General features: G+C 35.0%; 20 protein-coding genes. 12 read left to right on the top strand and 8 right to left on the bottom strand.

Going from position 1 to position 24723, the window contains the following annotated elements:
* The first annotated feature begins 77 nt into the window (after positions 1-77).
* The 3 genes from tig to clpX all read left to right on the top strand — a co-directional run bounded on the left by tig (position 78) and on the right by clpX (position 3465).
* Positions 78-1400, top strand: coding sequence for a trigger factor (gene tig / locus BLT84_RS01740; RefSeq protein WP_091262454.1), 1323 nt, complete (start codon positions 78-80; stop codon positions 1398-1400).
* 86 nt (positions 1401-1486) lie between these two features.
* Positions 1487-2164, top strand: coding sequence for an ATP-dependent Clp endopeptidase proteolytic subunit ClpP (gene clpP, locus BLT84_RS01735; RefSeq protein WP_034888594.1), 678 nt, complete (start codon positions 1487-1489; stop codon positions 2162-2164).
* A gap of 68 nt (positions 2165-2232) precedes the next feature.
* Entirely contained in the window at positions 2233-3465 is a 1233-nt protein-coding gene (clpX, locus tag BLT84_RS01730; RefSeq protein WP_034888596.1) for an ATP-dependent Clp protease ATP-binding subunit ClpX, read from the top strand.
* 67 nt (positions 3466-3532) lie between these two features.
* Here clpX and BLT84_RS01725 read toward each other — a convergent pair whose 3' ends face one another.
* The 8 genes from BLT84_RS01725 to miaB all read right to left on the bottom strand — a co-directional run bounded on the left by BLT84_RS01725 (position 3533) and on the right by miaB (position 11411).
* On the bottom strand, positions 3533-4540 hold the full coding sequence (locus tag BLT84_RS01725) for an alpha/beta hydrolase (RefSeq protein WP_157717883.1): 1008 nt from the start codon (positions 4538-4540) through the stop codon (positions 3533-3535).
* Between the two features lie 120 nt (positions 4541-4660).
* Complete coding sequence (groL, locus tag BLT84_RS01720; protein ID WP_034888597.1) at positions 4661-6298, bottom strand: chaperonin GroEL; 1638 nt, start codon at positions 6296-6298, stop codon at positions 4661-4663.
* Between the two features lie 109 nt (positions 6299-6407).
* Positions 6408-6683, bottom strand: a complete 276-nt coding sequence (gene groES, locus BLT84_RS01715) for a co-chaperone GroES (protein ID WP_034888598.1) — start codon at positions 6681-6683, stop codon at positions 6408-6410.
* 146 nt (positions 6684-6829) lie between these two features.
* Complete coding sequence (secG, locus tag BLT84_RS01710) at positions 6830-7195, bottom strand: preprotein translocase subunit SecG (RefSeq protein WP_034888600.1); 366 nt, start codon at positions 7193-7195, stop codon at positions 6830-6832.
* Positions 7192-8067 carry a hypothetical protein gene (locus BLT84_RS01705; RefSeq protein WP_091262450.1) on the bottom strand — a complete coding sequence of 292 codons (876 nt, stop codon included), beginning with the start codon at positions 8065-8067 and terminating at the stop codon, positions 7192-7194. The genes secG and BLT84_RS01705 overlap by 4 nt, the downstream gene beginning before the upstream one ends.
* Complete coding sequence (locus BLT84_RS01700) at positions 8067-8573, bottom strand: LptE family protein (protein WP_034888604.1); 507 nt, start codon at positions 8571-8573, stop codon at positions 8067-8069. The genes BLT84_RS01705 and BLT84_RS01700 overlap by 1 nt, the downstream gene beginning before the upstream one ends.
* Before the next feature lie 37 nt (positions 8574-8610).
* Positions 8611-9882, bottom strand: coding sequence for a sigma 54-interacting transcriptional regulator (locus tag BLT84_RS01695; protein ID WP_034888605.1), 1272 nt, complete (start codon positions 9880-9882; stop codon positions 8611-8613).
* 83 nt (positions 9883-9965) lie between these two features.
* Entirely contained in the window at positions 9966-11411 is a 1446-nt protein-coding gene (gene miaB, locus BLT84_RS01690) for a tRNA (N6-isopentenyl adenosine(37)-C2)-methylthiotransferase MiaB (protein ID WP_034888607.1), read from the bottom strand.
* 177 nt (positions 11412-11588) lie between these two features.
* On the opposite strand from miaB, the gene topA reads away from it, so the two are divergent.
* From topA to BLT84_RS01645, 9 genes are all read left to right on the top strand, one after another.
* Positions 11589-14123: a type I DNA topoisomerase gene (gene topA / locus BLT84_RS01685; RefSeq protein ID WP_034888609.1), complete on the top strand. Its 2535-nt coding sequence runs from the start codon at positions 11589-11591 to the stop codon at positions 14121-14123.
* 3 nt (positions 14124-14126) lie between these two features.
* Positions 14127-15287, top strand: coding sequence for a formimidoylglutamase (locus BLT84_RS01680; protein ID WP_091262448.1), 1161 nt, complete (start codon positions 14127-14129; stop codon positions 15285-15287).
* Between the two features lie 115 nt (positions 15288-15402).
* On the top strand, positions 15403-16764 hold the full coding sequence (gldK, locus tag BLT84_RS01675) for a gliding motility lipoprotein GldK (protein ID WP_034888613.1): 1362 nt from the start codon (positions 15403-15405) through the stop codon (positions 16762-16764).
* Positions 16765-16822: 58 nt separating this feature from the next.
* Entirely contained in the window at positions 16823-17467 is a 645-nt protein-coding gene (gene gldL / locus BLT84_RS01670; RefSeq protein WP_034888616.1) for a gliding motility protein GldL, read from the top strand.
* Positions 17468-17522: 55 nt separating this feature from the next.
* Positions 17523-19064 (top strand): gliding motility protein GldM, encoded by a 1542-nt coding sequence (gldM, locus tag BLT84_RS01665; RefSeq protein ID WP_091262446.1) that lies wholly within the window; start codon positions 17523-17525, stop codon positions 19062-19064.
* Positions 19065-19077: 13 nt separating this feature from the next.
* Positions 19078-19971 carry a gliding motility protein GldN gene (gene gldN / locus BLT84_RS01660; RefSeq protein WP_034888620.1) on the top strand — a complete coding sequence of 298 codons (894 nt, stop codon included), beginning with the start codon at positions 19078-19080 and terminating at the stop codon, positions 19969-19971.
* Positions 19972-20036: 65 nt separating this feature from the next.
* Positions 20037-21098, top strand: coding sequence for an NAD(P)/FAD-dependent oxidoreductase (locus tag BLT84_RS01655; protein WP_091262444.1), 1062 nt, complete (start codon positions 20037-20039; stop codon positions 21096-21098).
* A gap of 353 nt (positions 21099-21451) precedes the next feature.
* Positions 21452-23365 (top strand): ABC-F family ATP-binding cassette domain-containing protein, encoded by a 1914-nt coding sequence (locus BLT84_RS01650; RefSeq protein WP_034888624.1) that lies wholly within the window; start codon positions 21452-21454, stop codon positions 23363-23365.
* Between the two features lie 226 nt (positions 23366-23591).
* On the top strand, positions 23592-24722 hold the full coding sequence (locus tag BLT84_RS01645) for an efflux RND transporter periplasmic adaptor subunit (RefSeq protein ID WP_091262443.1): 1131 nt from the start codon (positions 23592-23594) through the stop codon (positions 24720-24722).
* Position 24723 lies beyond the last annotated feature (1 nt).

Here is a 24723-nt window from a genome sequence, read left to right as displayed (position 1 = left end):
GTAATTCAGCTATTTGAAACTTTGAGAAGAATCAAAAAATGTGTACTTTTGCACACCAATTTTTATAAAAAGTTAAGATGAATATTACCAGAGAGAATATTGATGAATTGAATGCGGTAGTTAAAGTAGAAATCGCAAAGGAAGACTATAACGAGAAAGTTGATAAGATTCTAAAAGATTACAGGAAAAATGCAAATATTCCTGGTTTTAGAAAAGGTCATGTTCCAATGGGAATGGTGAAAAAACAATATGGACAAGCCGTTCTGGTAGACGAGGTGAATAAGTTATTGCAAGATGCACTTAATAAATATTTAACCGAAGAAAAATTAGATGTTTTAGGAAATCCACTTCCAAAAGAACAGAAAAATTTTGATTGGAATAAAGATGATTATAGCTTTGAATTTGAATTAGGATTATCTCCTAAATTTGATTTAGATCTTAAGACTAAAGAGCCAATTACGCATTATAATATTGTAGCTGGGGAAGAGATGATAGACAATCAGGTAACCCAAATCCAAAAGCAATATGGAAAACTTGTTTCTAAAGAAGTTGCAGAAGAAAATGATATTCTTACCGGGACTTTTAAGAATGAAGAAGAAGGTATTGATAATGAAACTTCACTTCCATTAGAAAATTTAAAAGGAAAGAAAAACCTTAATAAATTTTTAGGAGCAAAGGTTGGAGATGTCATAAGCCTTAAAACTAAAGGTCTTTTTGAAGATGATCACCAATTGGTGGAACTACTTAAAGTAGAACACGATAAAGCTCATGATCTTGATGTTGCTGTAGAATTTACTATTAAAGAGATCAATAAGCAGGAATTAGCAGAATTGAATAAAGAATTGTTCGATAAGTTATTTGCGAACGAAGAAGTGAAATCTGTAGAAGATCTTAAAGAAAAGATCAAAGAAGATGCTGCAAAACAATTCAAGCAACAGAGCGATCAGCAATTGTTAAATGATGTTACTGAAGCATTAATTGAAAACAACAAATTTGACCTTCCAAAAGAATTCTTACAAAAATGGATTCAAACAGTTGGAGAAAAGCCACTAACTCAAGAGGAAGCGGTAGAAGAATATACCAAGAGCGAGCAAGGATTACGCTTTCAACTTATTGAAGGAAAATTAATTCAGGAGAATAAATTAGAAGTTAAATTTGAAGATCTTAAGGCCTTTACTGTAGAAAGAATTAAAGAACAAATGGCTCAGTTCGGTCAAACCGATCCTGCAGAAAAAGAATTGGATGACATTGCTGCTAGAGTTTTATCTAATCAAGATGAAGTAAAGCGTTTATCTGAGCAGATCATGAATGAAAAACTTCTTGGTTTCTACAAAGAGAATATCAAATTGAAAGAGAAAGAAGTAACTTATGAAGACTTTGTTAAAGAGATCTACAAGTAGTCTTTCTTGATATTTAATCATATCTTTAAGGCGTTAACCAATAAGGGTAACGCCTTATTTACTTAAAAAAAAGAACTTTAAAAGCTATGGATTACGGAAAAGAATTCGAGAAATATGCCATTAAGGATCGCGGTATAAATAGCAATTACTATAACCAAATAGTAAGTAGCATGATGCCGGTTGGTATGACTCCAAATATTATAGAAGAACGTCAAATGAATGCAGTAGCCATGGATGTATTTTCAAGGTTAATGATGGATAGAATTATATTTATGGGCACCGGGATCAATGACCAGGTAGCTAATATTATACAAGCTCAACTATTGTTCTTAGAGAGTACAGACGCATCCAAAGATATTCAGATTTATATTAACTCTCCGGGAGGAAGTGTATATGCAGGTTTGGGAATTTACGATACCATGCAGTTCATAAAGCCAGATGTTGCTACTATTTGTACAGGTATGGCTGCATCTATGGGAGCAGTATTATTATGTGCTGGTGCAAAAGGAAAAAGAAGTGGACTTCCACATTCTAGAGTTATGATTCATCAGCCTCTTGGTGGAGCACAAGGACAGGCAAGTGATATTGAGATCACAGCGCGCGAGATCCTAACGCTTAAAAAAGAGTTGTATGATATCATTGCTAAGCACACTGGGCAACCTTATGAAAAGATCGCAGATGATAGTGATAGAGATTTCTGGATGAGAGCAGAAAAAGCTAAGGAGTACGGGATGATTGATGAAGTTTTAAAGAGAGAATCATAATACATATCTTAAATACCATCGCTAATAAGTTATGTAGTGATGGTATTTAAAATTTGAAAAGACAACCAATGGCGAAAGATGATTTAGAATGTTCCTTTTGTGGAAGGAAAAAACCAGAAACCAATCTATTAATTGCAGGACTGGATGCTCATATATGTGATAAGTGTATAGAGCAGGCTCACGGTATTGTTATAGAAGAGTCTAAACAGGGTGAGGCTAAAGAATTGTCTGCAGATCTAATGTTAAGCAAACCAAAGGCTATTAAAGCCTTTTTAGATGAATATATCATCGGTCAGGAAGCAACAAAGAAAGTAATGTCTGTAGCGGTTTATAATCACTACAAGCGTTTACTGCAGCCAAAGTCTGATGATGATATAGAGATCCAAAAAAGTAATATTATCATGGTAGGGGAGACCGGAACAGGAAAAACCCTTATGGCTAAGACAATTTCTAAGATGCTTAATGTTCCTTTAGCAATTGTAGATGCAACTGTACTTACAGAAGCAGGATATGTTGGGGAGGATGTAGAAGGAATTTTAACTAAGCTATTACAAGCTGCAGATTATAATTTAGAGAAAGCTCAACACGGAATTGTATTTATAGATGAGATAGATAAGATTGCACGAAAAAGTGACAATCCTTCTATTACAAGAGATGTTTCTGGAGAAGGAGTGCAACAGGCACTTTTAAAACTTTTGGAAGGAACTACCGTTAATGTTCCACCAAAAGGAGGGCGTAAGCATCCAGATCAAAAGTTTATTGAAGTAGATACAGAAAATATCTTATTCATTGCTGGTGGTGCTTTTGATGGTATCGAAAGAAATATTAGTAAGCGTTTAAATATGCAAGCGGTAGGTTTTAGCGCGTCTAAAGGAGATGATGAGATAGAGCGTACCAACCTTTTAAAGTATATCATTCCTAAAGATCTTAAAGATTTTGGACTGATTCCTGAGATCATTGGTAGATTGCCGGCATTAACATATATGAATCCTTTAGATAAAGGAACTTTAAGAGCAATTCTTACGGAGCCTAAAAATGCTATTATCAAACAATATCAAAAGTTGTTTGAAATGGATGATATCGAGTTTGATATTACAGATGATGCCTTAGATTTTATCGTAGAGAAAGCAATAGAATATAAGTTAGGTGCTAGAGGGCTACGTTCATTATGTGAAGCTATTCTTACAGATGCTATGTTCGAACTTCCAGAAAGTGGAGAACATAAACTTAATGTTACAAAAGAGTATGCGGAGAATATGCTTAATAACTCAACCATTAATAAGTTGAAAGCAGTATCTTAAGATGTTCTTATAAAATAAAAAAAAAGCCACTTTTAAAGGTGGCTTTTTTTATGGTGTAAACTTAAATTTATTTCAGAGTGTTTAAATCTATTTTTAGATTCTCCGTTAGAAATTTTACAATTTCCTTTTCAACGATCTTTGTGTCTTTAGATTTTATCTCACTACCCACAAAATGAGTTTCCGGCGTTTTTAAAGCTACCAATTTCTTTTTAGAGCTTGGAGTAGATAATAGTTCATACATCTCCGGATAGACGCTTACTTCAACATGTTCATCTTTTTCAAAAGCATTTTTCTTATAAAATAATGTAAGTACAGGAGAATTAATTTTTTTGAAAGTTTTTGGTGTCATAGTACTTTCAACTAAAACCTGAAGATCTACCAGCGCTTTAGATGGATAAATAGTATCCCAATAATTTCTAGCAATTTCCTGTTCGTGTTCTATTTTTTTATTGGAGCCAAGAGAGATCAAATTGGCTATTTCATATCCCCAATGCGAATTTAATATAAAAGTTCCCGGCATATCATCTTCTACATTAGGCCCCATGTTTATTATGGCATAAACAGATTCTGGGTAGGTAGCAGCTAAATTCAAAGCTAAGGTTCCTCCGGTTGAGGTGCTCATAATAATTACTTTCTTTCCTATTGTTTTTCCTATTTCAAGCGCCTCTTTTGCAGACATCCAGGCATTATCTGGAGTAAAATCGTTTAAAGAATGCGGTGGTTTTAATCCATGGCCAGACCATCTTGCTAAATAGATGTTTGCATGTAAAGTATCTGCGATATTCACATTAACAGGAAAGCCATCCTGGTAGCTCCCCGCAAATCCATGGAGATACACTATACTATATTCTGTTTTTTTTGGAATACTATCCTGCCAAATTATCCTAGCTTCATTATCCTCTCTGGTTTGAAACGAGGCTTCAGATGTTGTTATTTTCTCTTCTAACTCTTGTAGATTTTCGGGGTAAACAGGAGTCGTAGTGGAATATTTGGGAGTTGGTATTGTTGGTCCTGTAAAGTAAGTAATCGCTAGAATACCAATTAAAACAAGTAAGATCCAATATTGTCTATTCATATATAAAAATTGAAATTCTGATGTTTGATCTTCAGAAGTTAGCAAATTATAAAAAAAAATACCCGCTCTAAATAAATAAAGCGGGTATTGATAAAATATTTAGGGCTTATGATGATAGTCTTACATCATTCCTGGCATTCCGCCACCCATTCCGCCTGGCATACCACCACCGGCGCTATCTTCTTTTATATCTATTAAAGCACACTCTGTAGTTAAGATCATTCCAGCAACAGAAGCAGCATTTTCTAATGCAATTCTTGTTACTTTCTTAGGATCAATAATACCAGCTTTCATCATGTCTACGTAAGTATCTGTCTTAGCATCATAACCAAAGTTATCTTTTCCTTCAGAAACCTTGTTAATTACAACAGAACCCTCCCCACCAGCATTTTCTACAATAGTTCTAAGTGGAGATTCTACAGCACGTCTAATGATCTGGATACCTGTGTTCTCATCTGCATTTTCCGCTTTAATACTGTCTAAGGCAATTTTAGCTCTTACAAGAGCAACACCACCTCCGGCAACAATTCCTTCTTCAATAGCAGCACGAGTTGCATTTAAAGCATCATCTACTCTGTCTTTCTTTTCTTTCATCTCCACTTCTGAAGCAGCACCTACATAAAGTACAGCAACACCACCAGAAAGTTTAGCTAAACGCTCTTGAAGTTTTTCTTTGTCGTAATCTGACGTTGTAGACTCAATTTGAGATTTAATTTGTCCAACACGTTCTTTGATCATAGCATTGTCTCCAGCACCATTTACAATTGTAGTGTTATCTTTATCTATAGCAACTTTTTCTGCAGTTCCTAACATATCGATAGTTGCATTTTCTAGAGAAAATCCTCTTTCTTCAGAAATTACAGTACCACCCGTTAAGATTGCGATGTCTTCTAACATTGCTTTTCTTCTGTCTCCAAAACCTGGAGCTTTAACAGCAGCAATTTTAAGTGAACCTCTTAATTTATTCACTACTAAGGTAGCTAATGCTTCTCCATCAACATCTTCAGCAATAATCAATAATGGTTTTCCAGATTGAGCAACTGGCTCTAATACAGGAAGAAGATCTTTCATAGAAGATATTTTCTTATCATATAACAAGATATATGGATCTTCAAGATCTGAAGTCATTTTCTCACTATTGGTAACAAAATATGGAGAAAGATACCCACGGTCAAACTGCATACCTTCCACAACATCTACATGAGTTTCTGTACCTTTCGCTTCTTCTACAGTAATTACACCATCTTTACCAACTTTTTGGAAAGCCTGTGCAATCAATTCCCCAATATGGTCATCGTTATTAGCAGAGATAGACGCTACTTGTTTTATTTTTTCAGAAGAGTTTCCAACTTCTTGAGATTGCTTTGCAAGATTCTCGGTTAAAGCTAATACAGCTTTATCGATCCCTCTTTTAAGATCCATTGGGTTTGCACCTGCAGCAACATTCTTTAAACCTTCTTTTACGATAGCTTGTGCAAGTACGGTAGCTGTAGTAGTACCATCTCCTGCAAGATCGTTGGTTTTAGAAGCAACTTCTTTTACCATTTGAGCTCCCATATTCTCTAACGGGTCCTCTAATTCTATTTCTTTAGCTACACTTACTCCATCTTTAGTAACTGTTGGAGCTCCAAAAGATTTACTAATAATTACGTTTCTTCCTTTTGGTCCTAATGTTACTTTTACTGCATCTGCTAAAGCATCTACACCACGCTTAATCCCATCACGGGCAGCTAGGTTAAATTTAATATCTTTTGCCATTTTCAATAATTTTTTGTTTTCCTGCGAAACAGGAAGCAATTAGTTAATTGTATTTTATTTGGTTTTTTTCATATCCAACTTATAACAGTGGTATGAATTTTTGTGAAGTTTACACAATTGCAAGAATATCGTCTTCTCGCATAATTAGATAATCTTTACCTTCTAGTTTTAGCTCGGTTCCAGCATATTTACCATAAAGTACTTCATCTCCAACCTTAACAGTCATTTCATGCTTTTTAGATCCTTTCCCAACAGCTACTACTTTACCTTTTTGAGGTTTTTCTTTTGCAGTTTCTGGAATGTAAATTCCTGAAGCGGTTTTGGTTTCGGCTGCAGCAGGCTCAATAAGAACTCTGTCTGAAAGCGGTTTAATGTTTAATGCCATGTGTAATTATTTTTATTTAATTAGTTTTTATCTCGTATTGCTATAACTGACTAAAATTATGCCACTACCATATTACTGACATATATAAACAAAAAATGCCAGCTTGTCATAAGCTGGCATTCCTGTATATAAAGCTTTTGAATGATCTACTGGTTGTCTTGAGCCTCCGTCTGTTGTTGAACAGGAGAAGCTGCAGGTGCAGTTTGGTTGGTTGCAGGAATTGCATTTTGTGCAGGTGCATTACCATCTATAATTCTAGATTCTGCAGTTCCATTACCATCTAAAATAGTAACATTAGAAAGTAAAATAAGAACCAATAATAATGTAGCTAAAGTCCATGTACTTTTATCTAAAAAGTCTGTAGTTTTCTTTACTCCTCCTAATTGCTGACCTCCGCCACCTCCAAAGGAAGATGAAAGTCCGCCACCTTTAGGATTTTGAACCATGATTACTACAACTAGTAAAAATGCTACAATAATAATCAATGCTAAAAAAATAGTGAATGTGCTCATCCTTGTCCTGTATTATTTTCTTGTAATTTCTTAATTGCCCGAATTTGGTCTGCAAAGAAACCACTTTTTTCGGGATTTTTCAAAATTAAAATTTTATAAGCCTGAATAGCCTTTTTATAATTTTTTTGTTCTAAGTAAACTCGAGCTAAAGTCTCTGTCATTAAGGCTTCAGGTGGTATGGTGCGATCTAGGGCAATGTTGGTGGAAGTAGTAGATTTGTTAGGTTTTATCTTCGGACTTTTTGCAATAAAATCATCAATAAGCTCAAATTTACGGTCTCTGCTTTTAACATTTTCTTCTGATTCTCTTTCGATAGGTTTTGCTGAAGTTAAACGTAACCATTCTGAAAAGGAATGAGCTTCAGAATCATCAAAATTAAGCGGAGTTCCTAGCTCTGCAGGGGCTGCAACTTCTTTAGGTTCTTCTATAGTGTCTGTACCAACTTCTGTAGCATTAGATTCTGCTCTTTCAAAAAGAAATGGGTCCATAACCTTGTCAGACTCATCTTTCTTCATTTTAATGGCCTCATCTATGGCTATGCTTCTATGACCAAAAACTTCTTGAGGCTCAAAAACTGTGATATTGTTAAGAAAATCTTCTTGTTTCTTGATCTGCAGTGCAATTCTGTCTTGATTAAAATCTTTCGAAGTGATAAAATCAAAAAGCACGCTTCTGTCTACAGTATAGGCTGCCGTCTTTTTTAAGTTGGTATTATACGTATCACTTTCTTTACTGTAAAGGCCCTTTAAATGAATTGCACGTGCCGCCTGAAAAAATGGGTATTTTTTTAAAATACTTTCCAGTTCAGTGGTGCTCTCGCGAGTAACAGAAGCCGAATTTTCCAGTAAATATGCAAGATCTTGTGAATTCATTACCAATTTGTTAATGAAGCATTGAATATATCCTGAGTAATTCTTGTAAAGATCTCACTCAATGCGGTTTCTAGAACTGCTCCTTGTAATTGCGCATTAGCATCATAATCATAATAGAAAGAAAATCTTCTTTCAAAATCTTTCTCAGGGTCTATGGTATTAAAATACCTAACATTTACCGAAATTGTTAATCTGTTTTGTGCTGCAGTATTTTGTGCTGTTGCAGACATTGGAGCAATATAATAATCTATGATCTCTCCTTCATATACCAGATCCCCTCCAGAATTGGTAAGGCTCAAATTAGTCTGATTTTGAATAAGATCCTGTAATTCTAGAGTAAAAGTTCTATCTATTCCTGGTTCTACAAGATCTGCTGCGTTCTGGAAGTAATTTACCTGAAAGGTGGAAGCCCCACCTGTATCTGCTCCTGTAAAAGAGTAAATTCCGCAAGACTGAAAGCTCATCATAAAAATTATAGATAAAACCAGTATACTTAATCTTTTCATTGTAATAGAATTTTATTTAAATTTTAATGTCAAAGACTTACAAATCATATTGTTTTATCTTTCTATACAGGGTTCTTTCACTTATGCCTAATTCTTCTGCAGCATTCTTACGTTTACCGTTATGTCTTTCTAAAGATTTTTTTATTAGCTCCAATTCTTTATCCTGTAGCGAAAGGGTTTCTTCTTCTTCGATCTCTTCTGCAAAATAATATTTGTCTTCTCGTTCTCTTTCACTTTCTCGCTCTCTGGCTTGATGATCTTCTAGCTGAAGAACTTCCATTTTTTCTTCGCTAATATCTTCGGTCTCCTCTTTATCATCTTCTTCTCCGTAGATCTTTTCAATAAGTCCTTCGTGCTCTTCCTGAACTTTTTGATAGTTTCCACTTTCCATTAATTTCAAGGTTAGCTTTTTTAGATCATTAAGATCGCCTTTCATGTCAAAAAGAACCTTGTATAAGATCTCTCTTTCATTGCTGAAATCTGCATCGCTTTTTTTGTCTGAGATCACAGCAGGAAGGTTACTTCCAATATTAGGGAGATACCCCTTAAGCTTATTGCCATTAATGCTTCTCTCTTGTTCTAAGACTGAAATTTGTTCCGCTATATTTCTTAACTGACGGATATTACCACCCCATTGATATTTCAGTAAAAGTTCTACCGCATCATCTTCCAACCTTATGGTAGGCATCTTATATTTAAGCGCAAAATCTGCAGCAAATTTTCTAAACAATAAGTGAATGTCTTCTTTTCTATCTCTAAGAGGTGGTAAGTTGATCTCTACCGTACTTAATCTATAATATAGATCTTCCCTAAATTTATTCTTTTTGATAGCTTCGAACATTTGCACGTTGGTCGCGGCAACAATTCTTACGTCTGTTTTCTGAACCTTTGATGATCCTACTTTTATGAACTCGCCATTTTCCAAAACCCGTAGTAATCTTACCTGAGTGGTTAAAGGAAGTTCTCCTACTTCATCTAAAAAAATAGTACCTCCGTCGGCAACTTCAAAATATCCATTTCTTGTTTGATTGGCTCCAGTAAAAGATCCTTTTTCGTGGCCAAATAATTCACTGTCTATAGTCCCTTCTGGAATAGCTCCACAGTTAACAGCAATATATTTGCCATGCTTTCTATGAGATAGGGAATGGATGATCTTAGGAATACTTTCTTTTCCAACCCCACTTTCTCCGGTAACTAATACCGAAATATCTGTAGGTGCAACCTGAATTGCTTTTTCTACTGCGCGATTTAATTTGGGATCATTCCCAATAATTTCAAATCTTTGTTTTGTTGCCTGAACTGATTCCATATACAGTACTAAAGATCATTTTTTTAATTTCACTTTTAATTAAAGAGTAAAAGTTTATTTAAATAAAATGAGGTTAAAAATTATTAATTATTTTCACTGTAACCCACGGCTTCTCCTTTTAAGGTAGCGCTGGTACAATCTTTTATTTTTACGTTTACAAGGTCTCCGATCTTATAATGGCCTTTTGGGAAAACAGCCACAATATTTTGTGGAGTTCTTCCGCTCCATTCCTGGTCAGACTTTTTAGATTCTCTTTCAATTAGCACTTCCAAGGTTTTTCCAATTTGCTCTTGAGTTCTAAGCAAACCATGTTTGCGCTGTAAAGCAACAATCTCCGCAAGTCTTCTTTTCTTGGTCTCTTCCGGTACATCATCTTCGTACTTCTTATCTGCTAAAGTTCCAGGTCTGGTGGAATAGGCATACATGTATCCAAAATGATATTTTACATGCTCCATAAGAGAAAGTGTGTCTTGGTGGTCTTCTTCGGTCTCGCCGCAAAATCCTGCAATCATATCCTGAGAGAAGCTGCAATCTGGAATTATTTTTTTGATATTATCTATCAGGTTAAAATATTCTTCTCGGGTATGTAATCTGTTCATCCTTTTCAATACGCGATCACTTCCGCTTTGTACCGGTAAATGAATATAGTTACAGATGTTATTATGAGCTGCTACTACTCGAATTACGTCCATGGTCATATCCTGCGGATTGGAAGTAGAAAATCTAATTCTCATTTTTGGCTGCGCTTCAGCAACCATTTTTAAAAGATCTGCAAAACCTGTAGCCGTGGCTTTTTGAATTTCAGAAGCATCTTTAAAATCTTTTTTAAGTCCGCCGCCATACCATAAATAACTGTCCACATTCTGTCCTAAAAGAGTGATCTCTCTAAACCCTTTTTCAGCCAGATCATTTACTTCTTCAATGATACTTTGTGGATCTCTACTGCGTTCTCTTCCTCTAGTAAAAGGAACAACACAAAAAGTGCACATATTATCGCAACCTCTGGTAATAGAAACATAAGCAGAAACACCGTTACTTTGCAATCTAACCGGAGAAATATCTCCATAAGTTTCTTCTTTAGATAGAATAACATTCACCGCATTTCTACCTTCTTCAACTTCACTTATTAGATTAGGAAGATCTTTATAAGCATCTGGGCCTACAACTAGATCTACTATCTTTTCTTCTTCTAAGAACTTACTTTTTAGACGTTCGGCCATGCAGCCAAGAACGCCCACCTTCATTTTAGGATTAATGCGTTTTACTGCATTATATTTTTCAAGACGTTTTCTTACTGTTTGTTCGGCTTTATCTCTAATTGAGCAAGTATTTACTAGAACTAGATCTGCGTCTTCAAGATTTTGAGTGGTATTAAATCCTTCTTTTTGAAGAATGGAAGCTACAATCTCACTATCGCTAAAATTCATAGCACAGCCGTAGCTTTCTATAAATAATTTGCGTTTATTTTCAGCTTTAGGTTCTAAAACAAGGGCATTTCCTTGTGATTTTTCATCTATTATCTTCTCCATAATTCCAACGGTACCTTAAAGTAGTTTAGCGTGCAAAGATAGCTTTTAGTTAAGATGTGACAAAGTGACAGATTAAAAAATATCTATCTATATTTAATGCTAAGATTATGGATTTTTGCTTAATTACTTAGCATATTTAAAATTTGCCCTACTTTTGCAACTAGAAAAAATAGATTTATGGCAAAGAATTTAGTGATTGTAGAGTCTCCAGCCAAGGCAAAAACCATTGAAAAATTTTTGGGTAAAGATTATACGGTAGCCTCCAGTTTTGGGCATATCGCAGATCTTCCTACCAAAGAATTAGGGGTGGATACCGAGGGAAATTTTACACCTAAATATATAGTATCGAAAGATAAAAAAGATGTAGTAAGCAAACTGAAGAAGTTAGCTAAAACCGCAGAGATGGTTTGGTTAGCAAGTGATGAAGACCGAGAGGGTGAGGCTATTGCCTGGCACTTGGCAGAAGAGCTACATTTAGATAAAGATAAGACTAAACGTATCGTTTTTCATGAGATCACCAAGACTGCAATTTTAAAGGCAATAGATAATCCAAGAAGTATAGATTACAATCTTGTAAATGCACAGCAGGCAAGACGTGTATTAGATAGATTAGTAGGGTATGAGCTTTCTCCAGTTCTATGGAGGAAGGTTAAAGGAGGGTTATCGGCCGGTAGAGTACAATCTGTTTCTGTAAGATTAATTGTAGAAAGAGAGCGTGAGATTCAGGATTTCACTGCGGAAGCTTCTTATAGAATAGATGCAGAATTCACAAATGAAGAAGGAAAAAGCTTTAAAGCAAAACTTCCGAAGAATTTCGATACCAAAGAAGAGGCAGAGAAATTCTTAAAAAAGAACATTAGTGCAAAATTTAAAGTTGCAGATCTTTCTACCAAACCAGCTAAGAAATCTCCAGCGCCACCATTTACAACTTCTACGTTGCAACAGGAAGCAGCAAGAAAATTATACTATTCTGTAAGTAAGACCATGACCATGGCGCAGCGTTTATATGAAGCGGGGCATATTACTTACATGAGAACAGATAGTGTAAATTTATCTGATGATGCTAGAAAAGGTGCTAAGAAAGAGATATCTAAAGCATATGGCGATAAATATTCAAAATCTCGCCAGTTTAAAGGTAAGAGTAAAGGAGCTCAAGAAGCTCACGAGGCAATAAGACCTACACATTTTGAAAATCATTCTGTAAATGCAGATAGAGATGAGCAACGTTTGTATGATCTTATCTGGAAAAGAGCCATAGCTTCTCAAATGAGTGATGCACAATTGGAACGTACCAATGTTAAGATAGAGGCAGATAAGCATGATAAAACTTTTACAGCTAATGGAGAGGTTTTGATCTTTGATGGTTTCTTAAAGGTATATCTTGAAGGAAGTGATGATGAAGATGAAGAGCAAGAAGGAATGCTGCCTGCACTTAAGGTAAATGAGCCTTTAGATAATGAATATATAACTGCAACCGAAAGATTTACGAGACCTCCATATAGATATACAGAGGCATCTTTGGTGAAGAAGTTAGAAGAATTGGGTATTGGTAGACCATCTACGTATGCACCAACTATTTCTACTATTCAAAATAGAAATTATATAGAAAAAGGTACTGTAGATGGGGTTGAGCGTAATTATGCTCAGCTTGTGCTTAAAAATGATAAGTTTTCAGAAAAAGCGCTTTCAGAAACAGTAGGAAGCGATAAAGGGAAATTAGTGCCAACCGCAGTCGGGCAAGTAGTAAATGACTTTTTAGTAATGCATTTTGCTAACATTCTGGATTATAACTTCACCGCAAAAGTGGAGCAGAGCTTTGATGATATAGCTGAAGGGAATGAAGAGTGGACTAAAATGATGAAGGATTTCTATTCAGAGTTTCATCCACAAGTTCTTGATGTTGCTAAGAATGCCGAGAGAGAAGTTGGGGAAAGGATATTGGGGGAAGATCCAGAAACCGGGAAACCTGTAAGTGTAAGGTTAGGTAAATTTGGACCGATGGTTCAGATAGGATCTGTAGAAGATGATGAAAAACCTCGTTTTGCAGGATTAAGTCCAGATCAAACTTTAGATTCTATTACCTATGAAGAGGCAATGGATCTTTTTCAGCTGCCTAAAGAAATAGGAGAGTGGGAAGGAGAAAAAGTTGAGGTAAATAACGGTAGATTTGGTCCTTATGTTCGTTACGGTAAAAAATATGTTTCTTTAGAAAAGGGAGAAGATCCGCTAAGTATAGATTTTGATAGAGCTTTAGAGCTTATAGAAGAAAAGGAAAAAGCAGATGCTCCGATATATCATTTTCAGGAGCTGCCTGTTCAAAAAGGAGTAGGGAGATTTGGACCTTATTTAAAATGGAATAGCATGTTCATTAACGTGAACAAGAAATATGATTTTGATAACCTTACAGACGGAGATATTGAAGAGCTTATTGAAGATAAGATCAGGAAAGAGAAAGAAAAGGTTCTTCATAATTGGGAAGAAGAGGGTATTAGAGTAGAAAAAGCGCGCTGGGGAAGATCTAACATTATAAAAGGAAAGACAAAAATTGAACTTCCAAAAACTGTAGATGCTACCAAATTAACTCTGGAAGAAGTAAAAGGAATTATAGAAAAGAATACTAAAAAGAAGCCTGCAAAGAAAAAAGCAGCACCTAAAAAAGCTGCTGCCAAGAAAACTACAGCTACAAAGAAAAAGACCCCTAAAAAGAAATAATTAATGGATTTTGAGTTTTTAAGTCCTGTTGATGCCTCTGTGCTCGAAGAGATTTCTAATTATAATGTGCATACCCTTAAAGATAAAGTAAAGATCCACTCTTTAGAACATGGATTACCAGATCTTGAAGGAGTGAAAATTGCCATAGTTGGTGTAAGAGAAAACAGACTTGCAGAAGATCATGAAGATGAATACCTAAATTTTAATAAACTAAGATCTTCTTTCTATGGGCTTTTTCCTGGAAATTGGCATCTTAATATTGCAGATTTAGGCGATATTGTTAAGGGAGAATCTGTAGAAGATTCTTATTTTGCCTTACAAACTCTTGTTTTAGCCCTACTTAAAAAGAATATAATTCCATTAATTTTAGGAGGGAGTCAGGATCTAATATATGCTCAATACAGGGCTTATGATAGGTATGAGCAAATGGTGAATATTGTGAATATAGACAGCCGTTTTGATCTTGGAGATGCAGATAAACCTATAACCAACAGGTCTTATATTGGAAAGGCAGTGGTAAATGAACCATATAATCTTTTTAATTACTCCAATGTGGGCTATCAAACTTATTTTAATTCACAAGATGAGATAGAGTTGATGGAAAGATTATTTTTTGATGCTTATAGATTGGGAGAGGTTTCTAATAATTTGAAAGTTATAGAGCCTGTTATGCGAGATGCTAATATTGTAGGATTAGATCTTGGTGCTATAAATGCAGCAGCAATAGGAGGTAATTATAGATCTCCAAACGGTTTTGATGGAAAGGAAATTTGTGCGCTAGCCCGTTATGCTGGGATAAGCGATAAAGTTTCATCTATGGGAATTTATGAATATCATTCTAATTATCCGGAAGCTGGTAATATGCTTTGTGCTCAGATCATATGGTATTTCATTGAAGGTGTGAATTATAGAACCAATGAGAACACTAAAGCTGCAAAACAGGATTTTATTAAATATTTAGTGCCAATTGAAGATGAAATTTTAGTATTTTTCAAAAGCCCTATTAGCGGACGATGGTGGATAGAAATTCCATTTGTTTCAAATTCTAATAATAAATTAAAAAGGCATACGTTATTACCTTGCAGCCAAGAAGATTATCTCGAGGCATGTAATCAGGTTATTCCTGAACGTTGGTATAAGACAAAAAGGAAAAACGAAATTTAATTATATTACCGGCATAAGCTTGATTTTAGCTATTTTTATTAAAACTATTGTTTTTTATAAATTATTTAGATAGGTTTACCGCTTAAATCAATTGTGTCATAACCCCGAGAGAATTATGAAGAAATTTATTTCGCTTGTTGCTGTTCTTGCATTACTTTCTAGCTGTAGCAGCGGTGATAGAGGCGAACTTGTAGGTGCGAAAGGAAAAAAATGGAATCCGGAGAAACCCTTTGGCATGACATTAATTCCTGGTGGAGCTTTTATTATGGGTAAATCTGATGATGATTTAGCCGATATGAAGAATGCCCCTACTAAAACAGTTACCGTTAGAACCTTTTATATGGATGAAACTGAGATCACTAACTCGGAATATCGCCAATTTACAAATTGGGTAAGAGATTCTATCGTAAGAATGAGATTAGCTATAGAAGCAGATCTAGAGGGTGCAACTCCTGGAGATGACGGTATTGGAGAATATGCATTTGTAGATGCCAATGAAGAAGATATGTCTGTATATGAAAAATACATGTATGACAATTACACTTCTTTTTCTGAAGATTATCAAGGGCGAAAACTGAATCATGATATAGATGTTATCTGGGATACTAGAGACTATCCGGATGAAGCTTATGCTAGAGTTATGGATTCTATGTACATTCCATTAGAAGAATCTTATAATGGGCAACGTACTATAGATGTTCAAAAACTTACTTTTAAGTATAGATGGATGGATATCCAAAAAGCTGCACGTTCTAAAACTCAAAAAAGAAGTGACTTTATAGTTACCGAAGAGGTAAAGATCTACCCTGATACCGCAGTATGGATAAAAGATTTTAATTACTCGTATAATGAGCCTATGCATAACGATTATTTCTGGCATACTGCTTTTGATGAGTATCCGGTAGTAGGAGTAACCTGGAAACAGGCTAAAGCTTTTACACAGTGGAGAACTCTTAATAAAAATGCTTACAGAAAGAGCAAGGGAGATCAAGATGTTCCATCATTTAGATTACCAACAGAAGCAGAGTGGGAATATGCTGCCAGAGGTGGTTTACAATCTGCAACGTATCCTTGGGGTGGTCCTTATGCAAAAAATGACAGAGGTTGTTTTATGGCGAACTTTAAACCTTTAAGAGGAGATTACGCAGCAGATCAAGCTTTGTATACTGTAGAAGCAAAATCTTACGAGCCTAACGATTATAACTTGTATAATATGGCTGGTAATGTAGCAGAGTGGGTAAATTCTTCCTATGATCCTGCAGCTTATGAATATATGTCTTCTATGAACCCTACCGTTAACAATGAAGACGACCTTAGAAAGGTGGTTAGAGGTGGATCATGGAAAGATGTTGCTTACTTCTTACAGGTAAGTACCAGAGATTACGAATATGCAGATACAGCAAGAAGTTACATAGGTTTTAGAACTGTTCAGGATTATCTTGGTACAGATGTTACTTTAAATCAACCTGCTAAATAAGAACCCATTTTTATATAACCTATTCAATCAACTAAACAAAAACTAATCTTATTGTATTATGGCACAGTCAAAAACTAGAATGAAAATAATGAATATGGTGTATGGTCTAGGAGCCGCGGTAGTAATTATCGGAGCCCTTTTCAAAATCATGCACTGGCCTTTTGGAAATGAAATGTTAATTGTTGGTTTACTTACCGAGGCATTAGTATTTGTTGTTTCTGCATTTGAGCCGGTAGATGACGAACTAGATTGGTCTTTAGTTTACCCGGAATTAGCAGGAGCGCCAGCTTCAGCAAAAGAAAGAGCATTAGTAGCAGAAACTACAGAAACGGATGCATCTCTTTCTAAAAAATTAGACAATATGTTGAAAGAAGCAAAGATCGATGCTAACCTTATGGAAAGTCTTGGTTCTAGCATTCGTAACTTTGAAGGTGCAGCAAAAGGAATTGCACCTACAGTAGATGCTATGGCTTCTCAAAGAAAATATAGTGAAGAGCTTTCATTGGCTGCAGCACAAATGGAAACATTGAATAATCTTTATAAAGTTCAGGTAGAGAGTTCTGCTAAGCAAGCTCAAATTAATGAAGAAGTAGCAGAAAATGCTGGTAAGTTGAACCAACAAATGGGAAGTCTTGCAAATAATCTATCTTCATTAAATGGTGTTTATGGCGGTATGCTTACTGCTATGAATGGAAGACAATAGTTAATTAGTTGTGATGACGATTAAAAATATTAATAAGAAACTAAACTAATTATACATGGCGTCTGGAAAACAAACACCAAGACAGAAGATGATAAACCTAATGTACCTGGTTTTCATCGCAATGCTGGCTTTAAATATGTCTAAAGAAGTACTTACTGCTTTTGGACTAATGAATGAAAAATTAACCGAGTCTAATGCTACCACCTCTCAGCGTAATGCTGCATTTATGGCAAGCTTAGATGAAAAGGCAGGGGAGCAACCTGCAAAATATGCACCGTTAAAAGCGAAAGCTGAAAAGATAGATCAGCTATCTTCAAGCTTTAATAGTTATATCGAAAATCTAAAATCTGAACTTCTTGCTAATGTTGATGACAAGCAAGAATATGAAGAAATGGATAAATCTAATGATCTTGACGAAATGTTCTTCCAAAGTGGTAGAGTTGGTCCTAAAGGACAGGAATTCTTAGATCAGGTAAAAGCATATCGCGAAGGTGTAGTAAATGTGATTGGAGACGAAAAAGGTTTTGAATCTATTAAATCTAATATCCGAGATAAGTTTTCTACAGAAGAACAAAATGTAGATGGTGCTAAAGTTGAGTGGTTAAAATATAACTACGAAGGATTTCCTTTGGTTGCATCTATTACCAAGTTAACTCAAATACAATCAGATATTAAAACTACAGAAAGTGAAGTACTTTCTGCAATGTTATCTGGTCAGTTAACAAGTGAAGTTTCTTTAACCAACTATGAAGCTATTGTAGTTCCTGAGAAAACAGCATTCTTCTCTGGAGAGAGCTTCAAAGGGAAAGTTGTTTTAGGGCGTGTAGATAAAACTTTAAAATTTGACAATGTAGTGGTTAATGGAAATAAAGTAAGCAGCAACGAAGCTGGGCAAGTTGTTCTTAATTTTCCTGCAGGAAATGTTGGAGAGCAGCAAATCAATGGGGAGATCCAGTTTAAAGAAGGAGACTCGGTTGTTAAAATCCCAATTAAAAGTTCATATGCTGTAATACCAAAACCTAATTCTGCCGTTATATCTGCAGATAAGATGAATGTGGTGTATCGTGGGGTTCAAAACCCAATGACTATCTCTATTCCTGGCGTTGGAAGTGTAAATGCAAATGCTCCAGGTTTAAGAGCTGCTGGAGGTGCTGGTAAATATGTTATGGATGTTACAACCGTTCAGGCACGTGAGGTAACTATTAATGTAAGCGGTAAACTTCCTGGTGGAGAAACAGTTTCAGACAGTAAGTCTTTCAGAATAAAAGATATCCCAACTCCAGTTGGTACAATTCGTGGAGAAGATGGTTCTGTGAAAATGCAAAGAAACAGTTTAGAAGCTTCTACTATTGGAGCATTACTTCCAGACTTCGATTTTGACCTTGCTTTAAGGGTTTCCGGATTTAGTTTTAAAGTTTCTGGGCAACCAACCATTCAGGTTAGAGGAAGTTCTTTAGACGCTTCTGCAAAAGCTGCATTAAGAAGAGCAGGTAGAGGAGAAACAGTGCAAATTTTTGAAATTCAAGCACAATTAGCTACAAATTCTGGATACAAGCTTAAAAAAGTATCTCCAGTATTTGTAGAGTTAACAAATTAATAAAAACAATACCATGAAGTGGAATCAATTTTTGCTAGGTACAGTTGGATTATTACTTTCTGCATCATCTTTTGGGCAATCAAATCTTTTGAATGCTACAACACCAGATGAAATAGGGAAATTATCTGCAGCCGAGCTTAAAGTAGCGAAGGAGAATAAACCATTAGATTATGGTTACGTTGATGATAGAGATGTACTATGGTCTAAAAATGTTTGGGAAATTATAGATCTTGATGAAAGAGTTAACTTTCCTTTATATTATCCAATAGACACCAATAACATCGGTGGGAATAGAAGATCACTTTATGATGTTTTAATGGGTGGTATTAAGGCTGGAAAGATCAAAAATATTTATGCAGATTCTTACTTTAATGAAAAGCGCACGCTTAATGATATTAGTGCAGCTATTTCTAAAGTAGATACTACAGATCTTGGTATAGAACAGTATAATGCCGGAGAACAAATAGAGGAACAATTTATTGATAGAAGAGATATTACTTCTGCAGATATAGCAGAGTATCATGTTCGTGGGATGTGGTATTTTGATAAGCGTCAGGCAGAGTTAAAATATAGAATCTTAGGAATTGCTCCTGTGGCTCCAGATGTTAACTTTATTGATGATGAAGAACCAGATCTAGTAGAATTGTTTTGGGTATGGTTTCCGGATGCTAGGCCATTGTTATTTGATAATGATGCCTTTAATGGAAGCAATACAGCCTCTTCCATTACCTTCGACCATCTCTTGAATGCTAGAAGATTTAATGCGGTTATTTATAAAGAAGATAACGTACAAGGAGATAGAACTGTTGATGATTATATAACAGATAATGCATTTATGCAGTTATTAGAATCTCAACGTATACAAGAGCAGATACGTAATTTTGAACAAGATATGTGGAATTATTAATAATTATTTCCATATTTAATTCCAAAAACGCTCCGATATTTCGGAGCGTTTTTTAATTTTATACCATGATAGATTATATAATTGTTGGAGCCGGTTTAAGTGGAATAGCAGTAGCAGAAGAATTGCTAAATGCAGGAATGAAGATCAAAGTTTATGAGAATCATTCTCAAAAGTCTTCTGTGGTAGCAGGGGGAATCTTTAATCCTGTTATTCTGAAAAGGTTCACACTAGCATGGAATGCCGATAAACAATTAGAAGTGGCACTTCCATTTTATAAAGAACTGGAAGAGAAGTTAAATGTCTCAATTATTAAAGAAATGCCAATCTATAGAAAATTTAACTCTGTAGAAGAGCAGAATAATTGGTTTGAGGCAATAGATAAGCCTTCATTATCAAAATTTTTAGACCCTAAGCTGGTATCTTCTATTAATTCATCTATACCTTCAGATCATTCATTCGGAAAAGTAAATCATACAGGAGTTATTAATACTGAATTGCTAATTAATCATTTCAGTAATTATATAAGATCTTTTGGAGCACTGGAATCTGAAGAGTTTGAACATGATCTTTTACATTTTAGAACGGGTGGTGTAGAATATAAAGGAATTCATGCAAAAGCTGTAATTTTTTGTGAAGGCTATGGAATGAAAGATAATCCATTTTTTAATTGCTTGCCATTGCATGGAAATAAAGGGGAATATATAATTGTTAAAGCAGAAGATCTTAAATTGGAAGTTGCTGTTAAATCTTCTGTATTTATTCTTCCAATTGGAAATGATCATTATAAAGTGGGAGCAACTTATGATAACCACGATCATACTTCTGAACCTAAGGAGGCATCTAAAGAATATTTATTAAAGAAGCTAGATGCTTTTCTAAAGTGTGATTATACCATAGTAGACCAAATGGCAGGAATAAGGCCTGCAACTCCAGACAGAAAACCTATGGTAGGGAATCATCCAGACCACCCTACTATATATTGCTGTAATGGTTTTGGAAGTAGAGGAGTTCTCATAGCGCCAACCATAGCAAAAGAGCTAGTGGGTCATTTACTAAATGATACCGATATTTCAGAAGAAGTGAATATCAGTAGATATTATAACTATTTTCCTTCATTATCTTCTTAAACAATCTTGAGGCAGTGAAATGTATTAATTTATAGTTGAGTTGCTGCGTTTGCTTAAGAATTGTCCATCTAAGATATATTTATGTAATTGCTGTTACTATAACCATAGTAGAGTTATGTATTAGTATTGTTTAAATTGTTTCCAGCTACTTTGATACATATTCTCAAGTGATTCTTATCTATTAAAAGGGACTTTTGATTTAAAGCGAAATGAAAGTTGGTTCAATCTGAATATAACTGGATATATTTTGATAGCAGAAATTATCATTTATTTCAGTTCCTTGTAAGATTTTCATTTCCATTTTTTTAGCAATTTAAAAATAGGCATCTTTGCAAAAATATTAGAAGGATAACATGCTTAACATTCACAATTTATCGATATCATTTGGCGGGGAGTACTTGTTTGATGAAATTACTTTTAGGTTAGGAGCGGGAGACCGCGTAGGACTTATTGGTAAGAACGGAGCCGGAAAATCGACGATGCTCAAAATACTATCTGGAGAACAGGAGCCTGATACAGGTCAAATTGCTAAGGATAAAGAGCTTAAAATTGGATTTTTAAAGCAAGATATTGATTTTATTCAGGGTAGAACTGTTATTGACGAGGCGCAACAGGCCTTTGTGGAAATAAAGGTTATAGAGAAAAAGATAGCTCATATTAATGAACAGCTAGCCATCAGAACAGATTATGAAAGTGACGAGTATATGGATCTTATTCATGATCTAACTGAACTTACGCATCAATATGAGATCATAGGTGGGTATAACTATCAGGGTGATACAGAGAAAGTTTTAATGGGTCTTGGTTTTGACCGTGAAAAGTTCGACAAGCTAACAGATACCTTTTCGGGAGGATGGAGAATGAGAATTGAACTGGCAAAACTATTACTTCAAAGCAATGATATTTTGCTATTGGATGAGCCTACCAACCACCTCGATATAGAATCTATTATCTGGTTAGAACAATTCTTGAATAATTATACCGGTTGTGTGATCATTGTTTCTCACGATAAGATGTTCTTAGATAATGTTACCAATAGAACTATAGAGATATCTTTAGGGAAGATCTATGATTATAAGAAACCTTATTCTGAATACTTAGTCTTGCGCCAAGAATTAAGAGAACAACAATTAGCTTCTCAGAAAAATCAGGCAAAGCAGATAGAGCAAACAGAAAAGCTTATTGAAAAATTCCGTGCTAAGGCATCTAAAGCCTCTATGGCCCAATCTCTAATCAAAAAACTAGATAAAGTTGATAGAATAGAGGTAGATGAAGATGATAATGCAGTGATGAATTTGCGTTTTCCTATTTCTGTACAACCAGGTAAAATCGTGGTGGAGACAGAAGAAATAGGGAAGGCTTATGGGAAAGTACAGATTCTAGAAGATATAGACCTGCTTATTGAGCGCAGTAGTAAAATTGCCTTTGTTGGTCAAAACGGGCAAGGTAAAACTACATTGGCTAAGATAATAGTTGGGGAAATAGATCATACCGGGAATTTAAAACTCGGGCACAATGTACAATTGGGGTATTTTGCACAAAATCAGGCAGATGAGCTGGATGGTGAAAAAACGGTGCTAGATACAATGATAGATGCTGCCACAGAGTCTACCAGAAGTAAAGTTAGAGACATGCTTGGATCATTTCTTTTTAGAGGAGATGAAGTAAGCAAAAAAGTAAAAGTACTTTCTGGTGGAGAGCGAAATAGATTGGCGCTTTGTAAATTATTGCTTCAGCCCTTCAATGTGCTTATTATGGATGAGCCTACCAACCACTTAGATATAAAATCTAAGAACGTGCTTAAGGAAGCATTGAAAAGCTTTGAAGGGACTCTAATTATCGTTTCTCACGATAGAGATTTCTTACAGAATCTTACAAGCACTGTTTATGAATTTAAAGATAGACAGATAAAAGAATATTTAGGTGATATAGATTTTTATCTAGAGCAGCGAAATGTTGAGAATATGCGCGCTATAGAAAAGCGAGATAAGGTGGTGAAAGAAGACAACAAGAATAATGATAATAAGCAGGCTTATAATGATCAAAAGAAGTTCAAATCTCTTCAGAATAAATTAAGCAATACCGAGGCTAAGATCAACAAGTTGGAGAAGGAGCTGAAAGTTAAAGATTTGGAGATGGCAACAGATTATAATAAAGCCATTGCTAAACCTAATTTTTTAGAGAATTATAAAAAGAACAAAAAAGAATTAGAGTCATTAATGGCTTCATGGGAAAAGCTTCAGTCTGAACTTGAAACAATTTCTTAATATTTACGAGGTCGATTTTGTAGCATTTTAAAATCGACTTGTAGTCAATAAAATTCTTTTCATTGTATAAAGGGTAATTAATTGTTTTAGAACAATTTGATTGCCTTTTTTTATGTCTGTTTTTTACAAGCAACTCAATTAACTTGGCTTATTTCTGTAATTTAGTAGCTTTATAAATTAAACGCTTTTTACTTTTGAGAGTCTAAAGGGTAATTAAAAGTAAAGCATGCGTAAAATTATACTATCAATTCTTGGAGTAGTACTGGTAATTGCAGCCATCTCTGTTGCTAAATCTATTATAGACAGTAATACCAAGGAAAGACCTCCTGCTAAAAAAGTAATTAAATCGGTATACGTTCAAAAAGTGGATAATGGTACGGTACCTATCGTTATTCCTGCTAATGGAACCGTTACAGCTCTACAAAAAACCAGTTTATTCTCTGAAGTAGAGGGTATATTTAGAAGCAGTTCTAAACCATTTAGACCCGGACAGGAATATAGCAAAGGGCAGGTGCTTTTAAGAATAGATGCGGTAGAATATGCAGCTAATGTTAGAGCTTCAAAAAGTGAGCTGTATAATAAAATTGCATCGGTGATGCCAGATCTAAGACTGGATTATCCAGATGATTTTAAGAAGTGGGAGACTTATTTAAATAATTTTGATGTTAATAGAAGCTTGGCTCCCTTACCAAAACCTTCATCAGATCAGGAAAATTATTTTATATCTGGTAGAGGTATAGTTTCCGGTTATTATAACATAAAGAATTTAGAAACCAGATTAAATAAGTTCATCATTGTTGCTCCATATAACGGAGTGCTAACAGATGCAGTTGTAACAGAGGGTTCTTTGGTAAGACCTGGACAGCGATTAGGAGAATTTATAGATCCTTCAGCTTATGAGTTGGAAGTTGCAATTAGAAAATCATTTAGTGATCTTTTAAAAGTAGGAGAAGAAGTAGATTTAAAAAATTTAGAGGGAACTCAACAGTTTAAAGGGGAAGTTAGTAGAGTTAATAGTAAGATAGATGCAAATTCTCAAACGGTACAGGTCTTTATTAAGATTGAAGATGCTAAAGTTAAAGAGGGGATGTATTTAGAAGCTAGTGTAGCGGCAAGAAATGTAGAAAATGCTACATCTATTCCCAGAAATCTATTGGTCTCTCAAAACAAGGTTTATGTAGTGGAGAACAATGTGCTTCAACTTGCAGAAATCAATGTAGTTCATTTTACATCAGAGTCTGTAATTATCACGGGATTAGAAAATGGAACTGAACTTATTTCTGCTCCGGTACCTGGAGCATTCGTAGGTATGCCTGTAGAAATAAATAGTAATACCAACCTATCTAACATCAACTAGT

It is taken from the genome of Gillisia sp. Hel1_33_143, assembly GCF_900104765.1.
Lineage (GTDB): Bacteria > Bacteroidota > Bacteroidia > Flavobacteriales > Flavobacteriaceae > Gillisia.
Note: the sequence above shows the minus strand (reverse complement) of the source record. Positions and strands in the feature narration are given on the sequence as shown.

Coding starts and splice junctions, on each gene's coding strand:
- tig (WP_091262454.1), top strand. CDS start 78: ATGAATATTACCAGAGAGAATATTGATGAATTGAATGCGGTAGTTAAA.
- clpP (WP_034888594.1), top strand. CDS start 1,487: ATGGATTACGGAAAAGAATTCGAGAAATATGCCATTAAGGATCGCGGT.
- clpX (WP_034888596.1), top strand. CDS start 2,233: ATGGCGAAAGATGATTTAGAATGTTCCTTTTGTGGAAGGAAAAAACCA.
- BLT84_RS01725 (WP_157717883.1), bottom strand. CDS start 4,540: ATGAATAGACAATATTGGATCTTACTTGTTTTAATTGGTATTCTAGCG.
- groL (WP_034888597.1), bottom strand. CDS start 6,298: ATGGCAAAAGATATTAAATTTAACCTAGCTGCCCGTGATGGGATTAAG.
- groES (WP_034888598.1), bottom strand. CDS start 6,683: ATGGCATTAAACATTAAACCGCTTTCAGACAGAGTTCTTATTGAGCCT.
- secG (WP_034888600.1), bottom strand. CDS start 7,195: ATGAGCACATTCACTATTTTTTTAGCATTGATTATTATTGTAGCATTT.
- BLT84_RS01705 (WP_091262450.1), bottom strand. CDS start 8,067: ATGAATTCACAAGATCTTGCATATTTACTGGAAAATTCGGCTTCTGTT.
- BLT84_RS01700 (WP_034888604.1), bottom strand. CDS start 8,573: ATGAAAAGATTAAGTATACTGGTTTTATCTATAATTTTTATGATGAGC.
- BLT84_RS01695 (WP_034888605.1), bottom strand. CDS start 9,882: ATGGAATCAGTTCAGGCAACAAAACAAAGATTTGAAATTATTGGGAAT.
- miaB (WP_034888607.1), bottom strand. CDS start 11,411: ATGGAGAAGATAATAGATGAAAAATCACAAGGAAATGCCCTTGTTTTA.
- topA (WP_034888609.1), top strand. CDS start 11,589: ATGGCAAAGAATTTAGTGATTGTAGAGTCTCCAGCCAAGGCAAAAACC.
- BLT84_RS01680 (WP_091262448.1), top strand. CDS start 14,127: ATGGATTTTGAGTTTTTAAGTCCTGTTGATGCCTCTGTGCTCGAAGAG.
- gldK (WP_034888613.1), top strand. CDS start 15,403: ATGAAGAAATTTATTTCGCTTGTTGCTGTTCTTGCATTACTTTCTAGC.
- gldL (WP_034888616.1), top strand. CDS start 16,823: ATGGCACAGTCAAAAACTAGAATGAAAATAATGAATATGGTGTATGGT.
- gldM (WP_091262446.1), top strand. CDS start 17,523: ATGGCGTCTGGAAAACAAACACCAAGACAGAAGATGATAAACCTAATG.
- gldN (WP_034888620.1), top strand. CDS start 19,078: ATGAAGTGGAATCAATTTTTGCTAGGTACAGTTGGATTATTACTTTCT.
- BLT84_RS01655 (WP_091262444.1), top strand. CDS start 20,037: ATGATAGATTATATAATTGTTGGAGCCGGTTTAAGTGGAATAGCAGTA.
- BLT84_RS01650 (WP_034888624.1), top strand. CDS start 21,452: ATGCTTAACATTCACAATTTATCGATATCATTTGGCGGGGAGTACTTG.
- BLT84_RS01645 (WP_091262443.1), top strand. CDS start 23,592: ATGCGTAAAATTATACTATCAATTCTTGGAGTAGTACTGGTAATTGCA.